Source organism: Pseudoalteromonas sp. TAB23 (assembly GCF_000498075.1).
Taxonomy (GTDB): domain Bacteria; phylum Pseudomonadota; class Gammaproteobacteria; order Enterobacterales; family Alteromonadaceae; genus Pseudoalteromonas; species Pseudoalteromonas arctica.
Genome location: NZ_AUTP01000193.1, coordinates 1 through 13,905, shown reverse-complemented (window position 1 = coordinate 13,905; position 13,905 = coordinate 1). Strand labels below are relative to the sequence as shown.

Below are 13,905 nucleotides of genomic sequence, written 5' to 3'. Positions count from 1 at the left end.
CCGCCGTTAGCGCTTCCATTTCTACGCCAGTTTTACCGGCAAGTTTGCAGTAGCTGGTTATTTTAATTTGGCTGTTTGCTTCATCAAGTTCAAAATCAACAGCGACTTTAGTAAGTGCAAGCGGATGACAAAGCGGGATTAAATCGGCGCACTTTTTAGCGCCTTGAATACCCGCAATACGTGCCACGCCTAACACATCGCCCTTTTTGTTTTGATTAAGCATCACTTGCTCAAAGGCAAGCTTACTCATGCTAATAAAGGCTTCAGCTGAGGCATCGCGCAAGGTTACGTCTTTGAGCGATACATCAACCATATTAGCTTGGCCGTTTTCGTCAACGTGGCTTAACATACTATTGCTCACGCGATTCACACTTTTTACCAATGGTAATGTGCGGTGCAAAGTTACACGGTTTATGCATTGAGTTAAGTTGATCTTTTATAATACCTGTCCACGCTGTTTTACATGCGCCTGTAGAGCCTGGCATACAAAAAATAACGGTGTTGTTAGCAAGTCCCGCAAGTGCACGAGATTGAATAGTTGAGTTACCAATTTCACCGTACGATATATGTCTAAATAGCTCACCAAAGCCGTCTACGCTTTTATCAAACAGCGGCGCAAATGCCTCAGGTGTTGAATCGCGTTCGGTAAATCCTGTACCACCAGTCACTAAAATAGCGTGAATGGTGTCGTCGGCTATCCACTGCGATGCAATAGCGCGCATTTGGTAAACATCATCTTTTACAATTTCTTTATCCGCTAAGTGATGACCCGCCTCAGTTAGCGCTTTAATTAAGTAATGACCAGAAGTATCGGTAATCGCATCGCGCGTGTCGCTTACGGTAAGTACGGCAATGTTTAAAGGTATTTGTGACTCGCTTGTGTGGCTCATAATGTTCTTCTCAATTGGTTAATGCTTAGGTCAAAATGCTCATTTACAGCTTTAAATTGCGCCGGTGTATTGGTGTTTATTAATGCATGCGCTTTATTACATAAAAGCGTTTGCACACCAATGCTTTGGGTAAACTGTTTTATTGATTTATGACTGTTTGCGTTTGTGAGTATGTGTTTTAAATGATTTTTTACACTGCTTGTATTACGAATATACAGCGGTAGCGGTTCATTTTCAAAGTGCCAAGCATGTATTTGTGACTGATTTAATTGATTGCTCACACTTTGTACGTTATTTGTCTGAGAAGCCAGCACTATTGTGCTTAACAAACTACTCGTAAGTAGAGGCATATCTACCGCAGTAATAAGTAAATCGTGCTCAGTGGCTATTAATGTTGAGTAAATTCCGCCAAGGGGCCCACTGTTTGGGTATATATCTTTAACGTACTTTTCTGAGGGATAATCGCTCGGTGAATAATGGTTCAATGATTTGATTGGATTTGTAACGTTGCGGCTTATCAGTATGTTTTTAGCGCCTGCGTCTTTTAATAAATCACACGCATTGTGCAATAGCGTTTTATTTTTTAAAACTAAATCGGCTTTGTCTGTGCCCATTCTTGATGACTTACCACCAGCAAGCACAACGCCTGTAAAATCTCGCTTAACTTTCATATTAGCTTTTATATTAGCTTTTATATTAGCTTCTATATGAGTATTCACATTAGCTTCCATATTAGCCACCTAACATGGCTAAGTGAGTTGTCGCACCTGTTAAGCGTTTATCTAGCTCATGACTTATTTCTTTATTGCCCATAGCAGCTTGAATTGCCTTTACGGTCGCTGCAGTATCATCCTCGTTGAGTAGTTCGCGTAAATCTATACCTTGCTCGGCAAACAAGCATAAGTGTAATTTACCCAGCGCCGACACCCTTAAGCGATTACAACTTTTACAAAAGTCTTTACTGTACGGCATTATTAAACCAATACGACCATCGTAATCAGGATGACAAAATTCCTCAGCGGGTCCGTTTAGTTTCCCCCTAACTACTTGTAACCAGCCTTGGTCGAGTAATTGTGCTTTAACGGTTTGCCCACTTAAGTGGTTTTCTTCAAAAAATGTTGCGCCGTCACCTGTTTCCATTAGTTCTATAAAGCGAACTGTAACTTTGTGATGCTTTACCCACGCTAAAAAATCCTTCAACTGGTTTTTATTAAACTGCTTGGCAAGCACCGCATTTATTTTTATATCTTTTATGCCCAGCTCTACCGCGCGTTCAATCCCTTTTAAAATAAGGTTAAGTTTGTCGTGCCCTGTTATGAGTTTAAACATACTCGGATTTAAACTATCAATACTGACATTAAGCGCATCAAGCCCTGCTTCAGCAAATTCATCAATTTTCTTTAATAAATTAAATCCGTTTGTAGTAATAGCTACTTTTTCTATGCCGGGCGTGTTTTTACAAAGCTTTATAATATCGGTTACGTCGTTTCGCAAGCATGGTTCGCCACCTGTAATACGCACTTTTTTAGTACCAAGCTCTGCAAACGCATTTACTAACGTGCTAATTTCGTTTTTATTTAAAAAATTACGCGGTGTATCGCACTGATACCCGTTTGGTAAACAATAACTACAACTAAAATTACATACATCGGTTATTGAGAGGCGCAAATAGTTAAACTGCCGACCAAATTGATCATTAAGCATATGCTTCCTTTTTTCTTTACATTACAACCGCAACATCAATGCTGCTAGAACCTGCTTTGTAATGTTGTTTTATTAATTGGCTTAATTGTGTTTTACACGAACCGCAATTCGTCCCACATTTAAGTTCAGACCCCAATTGCTCGACTGTGTTTGCACCGTTTTTAATGGCGTTTATAATCGGCTGCTCTCTTACTTTAAAGCAGCTACACACTTGCACGCCTTGAGTAAATTCTTCATCGGGGGTTGCATAAAGCAAAGACTGTAATTGGGTAAAAGTCAGTAATGGCTCTGCAAATAAATGGTTTATCCACTCAAGTGATATTTCTTTTTGCTCATTAGAAATAACACCAACAAACGTTAATTGATCGTTTTGAATACACTGCACATGCATGGCTTTTGCCGTATTCATAGCCGACCACTGCCCTTGTAAACCAGTTAAGGTTTGGCAGTAATACAGTAAATCACTTTGTGGCTCATTAAGCGCCAATTGGTAATTAAAGCAATTACTAGCATTAACTTTGAGCCAAAAATCACTGTTTATAACAAGTTCGTTTTTAGCAAACAGCTGCATATATTGCCCAAAGGGTGCTTTAACTATATTAACAGCGCCGTGTTTGCACTCAGCCTGACCAGATAGAGGGTCAACTACCGATTGATACAACTCGCTTACTGTTGCTGATGACGCAAATTGCTTATTCCAATGAATAGGCATAAAGCATTCACCTTTTCGCACCGCATCGGTTACTTTTGCATGCGCGGTAACCTGCCCTGTTTGGGCAATTGCACTTATTAAATCGTTTTGTTTAATTGCTAATTTACTGGCATCAAGCGGATTAATTTCAATGTACGGGCGTGTAATATGCGATGAAAGCGCAGTGCTTTTACCGGTGCGACTCATGGTATGCCATTGGTCGCGTATACGCCCTGAGTTCATTACAAACGGATAATCGCTTGATGTTTTTTGCACCGGTAATTGCGGCGTTATAGGTATAAAGCGCGCTTTTTTATCAGCGGTGCTAAATTGGTTATTTGTAAAAATCTGACCATTTTTATAAGGCTGATTTTTAACAACAGGCCACATAATGGGTTTTAAATTATCATACTGATTTTGTGTGAGCCCAACTAAACCAGAGAGATTTAATAATCGNCTGCCGTTATTTTCAAAGTCGGTTAATTGTGCCCATTCTTCAAAAATGCCACTTGGATCTGTAAAGTCAAATCCTTCAAAGCCCATTTTTTTAGCAACACTGCACATAATTTGCCAATCGTTTTTAGCTCCCGAATAAGGCACTACCAACGGGCGCTGCCTTGATATTCTGCGCTCTGAGTTAGTTACCGTGCCGTTTTTTTCGCCCCATCCGGTTGATGGAAAAGCAACATTGGCAAATTTTAACGTATCACTTTTTGCAATACAGTCAGATACAACCACCAGCTCGCAGGTCTCTAATGCTTTTTTAATTGCGGCGTTATTGGGCAAGCTCACCATTGGGTTTGTTGCCATTATCCACACTGCTTTTATTTTGCCTGCGGCTATTTCATCAAACATATCGATGGCATTGCTGCCTGCTTTTTTAGCAATAGTTGGCGAGAGCCAAAAACGTTGTACAAGTGATTGATGTGCTTCGTTTTCAATATCTAAATGCGCCGCTAACTGATTAGCCAAACCACCTACTTCGCGCCCGCCCATCGCATTGGGTTGCCCCGTAATCGAAAACGGACCGTTGCCTGGTTTAAGTAATTTACCTGAGGCTAAATGCGCATTAATAATAGCGTTGCATTTATCTACACCCGAGCTTGACTGATTTATACCCATTGAATAAAAGCTAATCGCACTTGGGCTTTTAGCAAATAGCGCGTAAAACTCAGTTACTTGCTCAATTGCTATATCGCAAAAGTCGCTAACTGCCTCACAGCTCCATTTTGTTGCCTCTTGCAGTGCGCTTTCAAAGCCGTTTGTGTGCTGAGCAATAAATTGCGTGTCGAGGTGGTCATGCTCATTTAAATAATTAAGTAAGCCGTTATAAAGTGCGGCGTCACTGCCTGGTTTTATATTTAAAAATGTGTCGGCAAGCTCAGCGGTGTCGGTTTTACGCGGATCAATAACCACCACTTTCATATTTGGGTTAAGTTGCTTTGCACGCTCCATTCGCTGATACAAAACAGGATGAGTCCATGCGGCATTAGAGCCAATTAAAATAAGTAACTCAGTTTGCTCTAAATCCTCGTAGGTACACGGCACTACGTCTTCACCAAAAGCGCGTTTATAACCAGCCACAGCAGATGACATACACAGGCGCGAATTTGTATCAATATTGCCTGAGCCTATGTAGCCTTTCATTAATTTATTCGCGATGTAGTAATCTTCAGTAAGTAACTGCCCCGATACATAAAAAGCCACAGCATCGGGTCCGTGCTTTTGTATTATGTCGTTAAATTTATTGGCAACATGGTCGGTGGCTTCATCCCACGTAACAGCTTGATTATTAATAAGAGGCGACGTTAAGCGATTATCACTGCCTGTGGTGTCGAGCAAATGCGTGCCTTTTACACATAAACGACCAAAGTTTGCGGGATGCTCTCGCATACCTTCAAGCTTGGTTGGCACATTATTAAAAAGTGAAATATCAACACCACACCCTACACCACAGTAAGCACATGTTGTTTGTTTTAAACTCGTTTTATTTATATTTGGTGACGTGTTTGCGGTTGCCATACTGCTCTCTTTTAGTGTGCTTTAATTTATGCGGGCTGTTTAACAGGCTCATTAAGAGTAACTACGTTAATAGTGTTACTTGCTTTAGCGAGTGCGCTGTTTATTACGTTTTGAACGAGCTTTTCACAACCTCCACAGCCGGTACTGGCTTTGGTGCTTTGCTGCACACTTGCTAGGTCTATAAAGCCTTTAGCGACTGTTTGTTCAATGGTGTGTTTAGTTACTTTATGACAAGCGCAAATAATAGCGTCATCAGGCAAGTCGTCGGCGCTTAGCTCTGCGATGTCGCCAGCAAGGGGCATAATGAGCGCTTCGGGGGCGGTGGTAAGTTCAATGTCGTTTAAATGATATTGCAGTAAATTATCGTAATCACTTGTATCGCCAACAAGTACAGCGCCAATCAGCTTATTACTTTGTGAATTAGTGACTACTTTTTTATAAATGCCATTGGGTTGATCTTCAAAATAATAGCTTATTGCGCCTTCGCTTCGTGCATGCGCATCGCCAATAGAGCCTACTTCAACACCCATTAATTTAAGCTTGGTGCTCATATCGGCACCGCTAAATTCATCGGCTTTATTGTCTAAGCCAGTACTTTGCAAAGTAACTTGCTGCGTATCTTGTAAAATATGCCCAACTGCTATTTTAGCCATAGAGTAACCGGGTGCTACTAAGCCAAAAATAAAATTATTCCACAATGCACATTCGCCGATAGCGTATATGTTTTTGTCGCTCGTTTGGCAGTGGTTATTAATTACAATACCGCCGCGCTCACCTAACTCTAAATTAAACTCGCGGGCTAAATTATCATAAGGGCGAATACCCGCAGAAAATACAATCATGTCGGTTTCAAGGGTTTTACCGCCTTTGAAACACATTTTGTAACGGCAACTTTCACCTTCTACTATTTCCTCGGTAGCCACCGATGTATGTACAGTAACGCCCAAATCTGTAATTTTGTTTTTTAGTAGCCGACCGCCACCCGCATCAACTTGTACGCCCATAAGTTGCGGTGCAAATTCTATTACGTGAGTCTGTAAACCCAGTTGCTTTAATGCGTTTGCAGCCTCAAGCCCCAGTAAACCGCCACCAATTACCACGCCTACTTTACTACCGTGGGCAGAGTTTTTTATTGCGTGTAAATCGTTAATAGTGCGATAAACAAGGCAGTGCTCGCGATCTTTACCCGGTATGGGAGGTACAAATGGAAATGAGCCTGTAGCAAGCACAAGCTTGTCGTATTCAAACAACTCCCCTTTAGCCGTTGTTACAATTTGCGCATCACGATTTATATCAACCACTTTAGAATGAGTATGAAAGCGTACTTGCCAATCGTCATAGGTTTTATTGCATGTAAGTGCGAGGTCGTCTGCGGTTTTACCTTTAAAAAAGGAAGATAGTTGCACTCGGTCATACGCTAAACGGTCTTCACCGCTGAGTACCGTAATTTCAAATTGTTCATCAGCTTGATTTTGAGAAACTAGCTGCTGCACAAAATGATGCCCCACCATTCCGTTTCCTACCACTACAACACGCTGCTTGCTTAGCATTTACCCACCTCAAAGTGATATCTACTTTAGTAATTGACTAAAATTGAAATCGAATAATTTGTTATAGGATTGTTGTAGCAATATGCAAGCCAAATATATAAGCATTATGAATCAGTAAGTTGCCTACTTTGGTGCAGAGGTGAAAAGCGTAAAACCCCACAAGATGGTGCAATTGCACCATCTTGTGTCGCTATAAATTACAAGTGAATATTAGAAGATAAAGAGGATTAAAATTTAGCGCTCATCCATACCCACAATTTTTGAGTATCGACTTTATTAGCAGCGGTATCGCCCGCTGAGTAATCAGCGTATTTAACACCCACTGCGTATTGTTTATTAATAGGTTTAACGTATTGTACGTTTAGTTCAGTACCTAAATCGTCAACCCCATTTGATTGCTCATTAGCATCAAAACTGTGATAAGCCACCAGCCATTTTCCGTCAAACGCTTTACCATTTAAGCTTATGTAAGTGTCGTCCAAGCCTTGTGCGGGTGTATTTAAAAATGTATCTGCCCAACCATTAAATTTATGTAACGTGGCAAGCGGTGTTTCAAACCCGTAATCGCCATTATCAGAGCCAAGTGACTCTATGCCAACTTTTAATGTTACTGTTTTTATACCCAAACCATTTAAATCAACAGCGCCTTCAAGTGCATAATAATCAGCATCAAGATCGTTCACGCTTGTTGAGGCAGACTGCGTTGCATATTCCGCTTTGTAATAAAATTTTATGTCGTTTAGCGTTTTATTACCGTTAAAAGAAACGCCATAAGTGTCTAAACTGTCGTCTTGTAGTGCATCGTCACTTAATAAATAACTGTATAAAACCACTTTACCGTAGTCTGTTTTAAAGCTTGCATTAATTAGATGATCAGACGACTCAATGTCTTTATCGTCAGCAAATATGCGGTTACGCTTATTTAAATAACTGTATTGTAAATCTATGTTATTAAATGCGTAATTAATGGTTGCTGCATCAAAGGTTTGCCTGTCTTGGCGCCAACCTACGTGCCCAACAAAACGCTGCCCATCAAGTGCTATTACTTGGCGCCCTACTTTTAGCGATAAACCATCGCGTACATATTTAACAAAGCCTTGGTCAATTTCAGTGTTTTCTGGGTCTGCAATAACAGAATAATTAGTGTTTTTACCCAGAGTATTGTTGTAATCGTCTACACCTAACAGGCTTCGGCTGTCTTCTACTTCAATAAGGGCTGAAAAACCATTCACCTCATCTGTTTGATGCGTTAAGCGGGTTCTAAGTGTCAAGCCACTTGCATCTTTTAAAGCATTATCTTGATCAACGCTTTCAAAACGCAGTCTAAAATCAAGAGCAGTTTGCGCAGCAAAGCTTATTGAAGGCGCAGTGAAGCAACCCAGTATAAAAATAATAGGTAAGTTGTTCTTATAGTTAAGCATTTTGGTTCTCTAAGTTTTAATTATTAATACACATACCAAAGCAATAAATAAACACAGCGAAATACATTTCCACACCATAACTGGATCGCGTTTCATTATTGAACTTTTATTAGCGGTACTTTCTAAATAAGGATTAGGTTTGTTGATATCGTTTATAAACTCAGAAAAAGCTTGGTATCTGAGCTCAGGTTTAGGGGCAAGCGCTTTCATAAGGGCTTGATCTAACCAAAACGGAATATCGGCTCTGTATTTACGAATACTTGTGTAGTGCCAATGGCTGTAATCTTTTGGCGCTACGTGGTTAAGTGGCAGTGGTTTGTAAGGTAATTTTGAGCACAATAACTCGTATGCAATAACGCCAAGTGAAAACAAATCACTTTTAAAATCGGCGTGCATAGTAATCAGTGTTTCGGGTGCGGTGTAGTCGGCAGTGCCTTGCGGGCAATCATCCGCAATTTGTTTAACCGACTCGTCCATAGCCGCAACACTTACTGTGCCGTAATCAATGAGCGTTACTTTGCCGTGCGCATCTATCATTACGTTATCGAGTTTTAAATCACGATGTACCATATCGAGTCGCTGAAACGCCCTTAGTGCATGTACAATTTGTTCAACAATACTGCGTACTTGGGTTATTTCTGGGTGCGGCACGTCGTGCTTCCAATCACTGAGTGTTTGCCCGTCCATGTACTCACAAATATGATACAAAAAACGACTTTGCGATTGCGTACTCAGTACTTTCATCACGTTTAAATGGTTTATGCGTTGACCTACCCAGCCTTCTCTTATAAAGCCTTGAAGGTAGTGCACATCGTCTTCAAAATTAACCGAAGGTGCTTTTAAAACCACTGGCGGTATATCGGGCGCTTGTTGCACTAAATAAATATGCGAGCGACTACTAGCATGCAATTTACGAATAACCGTGTAGTCATCAATTTTTTGTCCAACATTAAGCGCAGGTGGAATTTTTCGTCGTGTTAGCGAATGATAAAGCTCATCTAACTTTTGCTCGGCAATATTTTCTACTTTTACCAATAAGCAACTTACGTTGTCGTCACTGCCTCGCACTAATGCAAGTTCGGTAATTGCTTTAGCTGCATTTTCTAAATTAGTGTGATCTAAATTAACATGTTCATTAATTAATTTAGCTATATCGCTGTTTGGGAGCACATCGTGTACGCCATCACAGGTTAATATATAAATATCGTCTGCTTTTAGGTCAACCTCGTATACATCTATTTCTTGATGAAGTTGTGCGCCAAATGCACGCGTTAGCGTATCGTTTACTTTGTGATCCCGTGTTATTGCCTCTATTTTATTTCCTCGCAAGCGGGTAATACGCGTATCACCTAAGTGAAATATATAACCCGTTGCCGACTTTAAAATAAGTGCTGTAAAAGTGGTCATCCAATCGGCTTGGCGCTGACCTAAGTGATTGTAATTAACCGATTGCGAATAAAGCCACTGATTTAAACTTGCTAACACCTTCGACACTGACTTTTTAACCGCCCAACTTTCGGGGGTATTTAAATACTCATTTATAAAATGAGTAACCGAAAGTTGAGACGCTTGTTTCGCATTTTTTGCTGATGAACACCCATCGGCTAAGCAGGCAATAACGCCTTTAGACTCTTTTTCTTGCGCTTTGGTATTAAGAGCAGCAAACGCATCTTGGTTTTCTGCTTTTAACCCTTTAGCACTGTGCCCGCCAAATGAAACATTGAGTTCATTTTCTAGCGCTTTAGCGTGGAGTGTTTCATCAAACATAGTCAATAATGCCTTAAGTCACTGAAATAAGTTCAACGGTGCCGTCTTCATTTACTTCGGTAATATGGCCATCAGGTTCTTTCATAAAAAATAGTGCAGCTAGGCCAAGTAATGCACTACCCGCAATAATGAAAAAGAAGGTTTGATAATCAACAAGTGACAATGCCGTTAAGTAAACTACTGCACCAACATTACCATAAGCCCCTGTCATACCTGCAATTTGCCCTGTTAAACGACGCTTAATTAGCGGTACTGCAGCAAATACGGCGCCTTCACCGGCTTGCACAAAGAACNCAAGCCATAAAGGCCACGATGCATCAACCAAGCCCATTACAAAATAACCAACAGCAAGACCCATCGTAAGTACAATAAGTGTTATACGGCGACCCAATTTATCTGAAATCCAACCGCCACCAGGGCGAGATGCTAAGTTCATGAATGCGTAAGCAGAGGCTAAAATACCCGCGTACACCATATCAAGCGCAAACACATCCATAAAAAACAGCGGCAACATAGAGACAACCGCAAGCTCAGAACCAAAAGTTGTAAAATATAAAATATTTAAAACAGCCACTTGCTTAAACTCATAACGATGCGACTCAGGTACAGGCTCTTTAAAAATATGACCATTTACGTCAAAGGTTTTATACACTTCGTAAATATAAAGTAGGACTAAAAAAGCATACACAGCAAGTACAAAATTAGCCGAAATTAGGTTAGCACCGGTTGGCGAAAGCTTCCAAGTAAGTAATGCTAATGCGCCGTACATAGGAATTTTCATAATAAGCAGTAATACAAAGTCGCCTTTACTGGTAACTTCCATTGCGCCTACTTTTTTAGGTTTAAAGTATGTACCGCCTTTTGGCGTATCGGTTACATTTAAGTACCAAATAACACCAAATATAACGCTTAATATACCGGTTAAACCTACTGCATAACGCCAGCCATCTTCGCCGCCAAACATTAGTGCAATAATTGGCAATAACATAGCCGCTGCTGCTGAACCAAAGTTACCCCAACCGCCATAAATACCTTCAGCTATACCCAACTCATTAGCAGGAAACCATTCACTCACCATACGAATGCCCACAACAAAGCCAGCACCAATAAAGCCTAAAGCAAAACGCGCTATTGCGGCTTGCTCAAATGTGGTTGCCATAGCAAACATAAAACATGGAATACTACAGCTAATAAGTAGTGCCGCATAAACAATACGGGGACCAAATTTATCGGTTAGCATACCCACCACAACACGCGCTGGAATAGTTAACGCTACATTTAAAATTAGTAATGTTTTAACTTGTGCCATGGTGATCCCAAGTGAACCCGCTATGGCACCTAATAAAGGAGCATGGTTAAACCATACAAAAAATGACACAAAAAAGACCATCCAACTTAGATGCAATACTTTCATTTTTCCGCTAAACGATATTAGGTTAAACCCAGAACTCGGTTGCATGTTTATTTTCCTCGTAAACGTATTATTGTTTTATTAATGCCCCACCCTTTTATATGAGTAGCAGCCCAATGTTTGTTAAATTTAAGTTAACCCGATATAGCAATTACTGAGCCACTAATTAAAAATCATAAATTTCATATGGTTACATGCAACACTTGTTTTTATACGTTATAGTTGCACTATATGAGTGAAGGGCTCTGGGTTGTTAGAGTGCAAATAAAAAGCGTTACTACTTGCTCTTGGATTTAACAACTTGGTATTGTTCAAAAAAAGTATGAGAAGTTTAAAAATGCAAAAACCACCATTAACTTACCAGCAGCAACTGCGCTATTCTCGGCACATTATGCTCCCGCAGCTTGATATAGACGGACAAGAGCGACTATGGCAATCGCATGCTTTAATTATTGGTGTGGGTGGGCTTGGGTGTGCGGTAGGTCAATACTTAGCGGCATCTGGCGTTGGGACGCTTACCTTAGTTGACAACGATGAAATAGACGTGACCAACCTGCAAAGGCAAATACTGTATAAAGAAAGTGATATTGGTAGCTCAAAATGCAGTGCTGCTAAAAAACAGCTTAACGCGCTTAATAGTGAAATAGACATAAACACTATTGAGGCATTTTTTGATGCAAGTACCTCTACAGAACAATTATTTAATAACATTGATATAGTGATTGATTGCTCAGATAACCTAACAACGCGCAATGCACTTAATAGCGCCTGTTTTAAGGCTAAAGTTCCGCTGGTGTCAGGCTCTGCAATACGTATGGAAGGACAAGTCGCCTGTTTTACTATGGATGAAAACAGCCACTGTTATGGTTGTTTATCGCAATTTTTTAGTGAACAAACACAAAGCTGCTCTGAATCCGGCGTACTTTCCCCAATTGTGGGGCTAATAGGCAGTATTCAGGCTACTGAAGCGCTAAAAATGCTTGCTGGTTTACCCAGCGGCTTAAGCGAACACTTATTGCTGGTGGATGGTTTAAGCATGGAGTTTAATCGTTTTAAAATAGCTAAAAACAGTCAATGTGCGGTGTGCAGCATTTAGTTATTCTAGATTGCTGATTGTTGTATAAAGCACATCGCCCACTTTAAAGTCGTTTTTGTCCCACACTCGTCTTGAAGCCAAGCAATACAATGTTTGCCCATCTACATTGAGCGTTAGCTGCCACTTATTATTAATAAGCTCAGCCTGAGTTAATATCGACTTTAAAACATTACTGTGCGTTGTTTGCTCAGGCTTTAACGCACTAAACGACATTTGCTCACTTTCTATAATTAGCTTATTACTGCTATCTATAAGTGCAGGAAGCACAAAAAGCGGTTGCTCACTTTGCTGTAATTGCAGTTGATATAGCCCGTAGTCTTCATCAAATTTAACCACATTGTAATTAATTAAGCTCAGCGGTGTTTGTCTATCGTTTGCATAAATAGCTTTTGCAACGTGTGCACTTGCACCTTGGTTTATCACCTTACCTTTATCAAGCTGAATAAGGGTATCGCAGCAAAATAGCAGCTCTTTTAATGAGTGACTTACTATTATAAATTTAATATTAAACTTAACTGCAAACTCGCTAAGTTTAGTGAGCGTTTTAAAGCGCAATGACCAATCAAGCGCACTAAAAGGCTCATCAAGCATTATAAATTTCTGACCGGCTAATAGCGTACGCGCAAATACTACACGTTGGCGTTCGCCACCCGATAAGCTTTGTACATCACGGTTTAGTAAATCTTGTAATTCAAGTGTTTTAACAACGTATTGAAGCGTTAAGCTGGTTTTTTTATTCCCACAGTGTTTTTGTGTAAACGCTAAATTACCTGCCACATCTAAATGAGGAAACAACGGGCACGATTGCAACTGAAGCGTAATACCGCGTTTATCGCTTGGCAACTCATGCACTGGCTGATTGTTTACATAAACACTTTTTGCAGGCTCTAAACCGCTAATACAACGCAGCAATGTTGACTTACCCGAGCCAGAAGGCCCGTAAACACCCAATACATTAAACGACTCAAGCTCAAGGTTTATATCTAAATCAAAATTATTGAGTGCTTTAAAAAGGCTTAACTTAATCATGTTATTGCTTAACCCCTACAATGCTTTTATTAAACTTAAATAACAGCACTAAACAGGCAAACGAAATAGCCAGTAAAATAAGTGAAAGCTGATGCGCCGCCGTATAATTTAACGATTCAACATGGTCATAAAGCGCAATAGACACCACCTGTGTTTGCCCCTGAATATTGCCGCCAATCATTAATACCAAACCAAACTCACCCAATGTATGCGCAAAGCCTAAAGCAAATGCGCTACCAATACTGGGTTTTAAAAGCGGAATAATTAAATACACAAAGCGTTTAAACGGGCTTAACCCAAGCGCAATGGCAGCTTCGTTATAGG

Annotated in this window: 12 protein-coding genes; 1 reads left to right on the top strand and 11 read right to left on the bottom strand. The window is 40.3% G+C overall.

The genetic code is table 11. From position 1 onward, the window contains the following. The 9 genes from moaC to L654_RS0109625 form a co-directional block, all read right to left on the bottom strand. On the bottom strand, positions 1 to 349 hold a 349-nt coding region (moaC, locus tag L654_RS0109665; RefSeq protein ID WP_024607911.1), incomplete at its 3' end, for a cyclic pyranopterin monophosphate synthase MoaC. A 1-nt stretch (position 350) separates the two neighbouring features. Beyond that, positions 351 to 890 carry a molybdenum cofactor biosynthesis protein B gene (moaB, locus tag L654_RS0109660; protein ID WP_024607910.1) on the bottom strand — a complete coding sequence of 180 codons (540 nt, stop codon included), beginning with the start codon at positions 888 to 890 and terminating at the stop codon, positions 351 to 353. Continuing rightward, the gene (locus tag L654_RS0109655) at positions 887 to 1,621 is read right to left on the bottom strand and encodes a molybdenum cofactor guanylyltransferase (protein ID WP_225305741.1); all 735 of its coding nucleotides are present in this window, start codon (positions 1,619 to 1,621) and stop codon (positions 887 to 889) included. Before L654_RS0109655 ends, moaB begins: the two co-directional genes overlap by 4 nt. Position 1,622: 1 nt before the next feature. Continuing rightward, complete coding sequence (gene moaA / locus L654_RS0109650) at positions 1,623 to 2,594, bottom strand: GTP 3',8-cyclase MoaA (RefSeq protein ID WP_024607908.1); 972 nt, start codon at positions 2,592 to 2,594, stop codon at positions 1,623 to 1,625. Between the two features lie 16 nt (positions 2,595 to 2,610). Beyond that, positions 2,611 to 5,307 (bottom strand): nitrate reductase, encoded by a 2,697-nt coding sequence (locus L654_RS0109645; RefSeq protein WP_024607907.1) that lies wholly within the window; start codon positions 5,305 to 5,307, stop codon positions 2,611 to 2,613. Between the two features lie 26 nt (positions 5,308 to 5,333). Next, positions 5,334 to 6,857, bottom strand: a complete 1,524-nt coding sequence (locus tag L654_RS0109640) for an FAD-dependent oxidoreductase (RefSeq protein WP_024607906.1) — start codon at positions 6,855 to 6,857, stop codon at positions 5,334 to 5,336. A gap of 227 nt (positions 6,858 to 7,084) precedes the next feature. Beyond that, complete coding sequence (locus tag L654_RS0109635) at positions 7,085 to 8,278, bottom strand: alginate export family protein (protein WP_024607905.1); 1,194 nt, start codon at positions 8,276 to 8,278, stop codon at positions 7,085 to 7,087. A 9-nt stretch (positions 8,279 to 8,287) separates the two neighbouring features. Further along, positions 8,288 to 10,045, bottom strand: coding sequence for a bifunctional protein-serine/threonine kinase/phosphatase (locus L654_RS0109630; RefSeq protein WP_024607904.1), 1,758 nt, complete (start codon positions 10,043 to 10,045; stop codon positions 8,288 to 8,290). A 13-nt stretch (positions 10,046 to 10,058) separates the two neighbouring features. Beyond that, entirely contained in the window at positions 10,059 to 11,504 is a 1,446-nt protein-coding gene (locus L654_RS0109625; protein ID WP_024607903.1) for an MFS transporter, read from the bottom strand. Between the two features lie 289 nt (positions 11,505 to 11,793). On the opposite strand from L654_RS0109625, the gene moeB reads away from it, so the two are divergent. Beyond that, on the top strand, positions 11,794 to 12,552 hold the full coding sequence (moeB, locus tag L654_RS0109620; protein ID WP_024607902.1) for a molybdopterin-synthase adenylyltransferase MoeB: 759 nt from the start codon (positions 11,794 to 11,796) through the stop codon (positions 12,550 to 12,552). Here moeB and L654_RS0109615 read toward each other — a convergent pair whose 3' ends face one another. Then, positions 12,553 to 13,581 (bottom strand): ATP-binding cassette domain-containing protein, encoded by a 1,029-nt coding sequence (locus tag L654_RS0109615; protein ID WP_024607901.1) that lies wholly within the window; start codon positions 13,579 to 13,581, stop codon positions 12,553 to 12,555. A 1-nt stretch (position 13,582) separates the two neighbouring features. Next, the coding region (locus tag L654_RS0109610; RefSeq protein ID WP_024607900.1) for an ABC transporter permease subunit at positions 13,583 to 13,905 on the bottom strand (323 nt) is incomplete at its 5' end.

Bases quoted from the DNA above. Each gene is read 5' to 3' on its own strand.
- L654_RS0109655 (WP_225305741.1), bottom strand. From the start codon at position 1,621: ATGGAAGCTAATGTGAATACTCATATAGAAGCTAATATAAAAGCTAAT.
- moeB (WP_024607902.1), top strand. From the start codon at position 11,794: ATGCAAAAACCACCATTAACTTACCAGCAGCAACTGCGCTATTCTCGG.
- L654_RS0109630 (WP_024607904.1), bottom strand. From the start codon at position 10,045: ATGTTTGATGAAACACTCCACGCTAAAGCGCTAGAAAATGAACTCAAT.
- L654_RS0109615 (WP_024607901.1), bottom strand. From the start codon at position 13,581: ATGATTAAGTTAAGCCTTTTTAAAGCACTCAATAATTTTGATTTAGAT.
- moaB (WP_024607910.1), bottom strand. From the start codon at position 890: ATGAGCCACACAAGCGAGTCACAAATACCTTTAAACATTGCCGTACTT.
- L654_RS0109640 (WP_024607906.1), bottom strand. From the start codon at position 6,857: ATGCTAAGCAAGCAGCGTGTTGTAGTGGTAGGAAACGGAATGGTGGGG.
- moaA (WP_024607908.1), bottom strand. From the start codon at position 2,594: ATGCTTAATGATCAATTTGGTCGGCAGTTTAACTATTTGCGCCTCTCA.
- L654_RS0109635 (WP_024607905.1), bottom strand. From the start codon at position 8,278: ATGCTTAACTATAAGAACAACTTACCTATTATTTTTATACTGGGTTGC.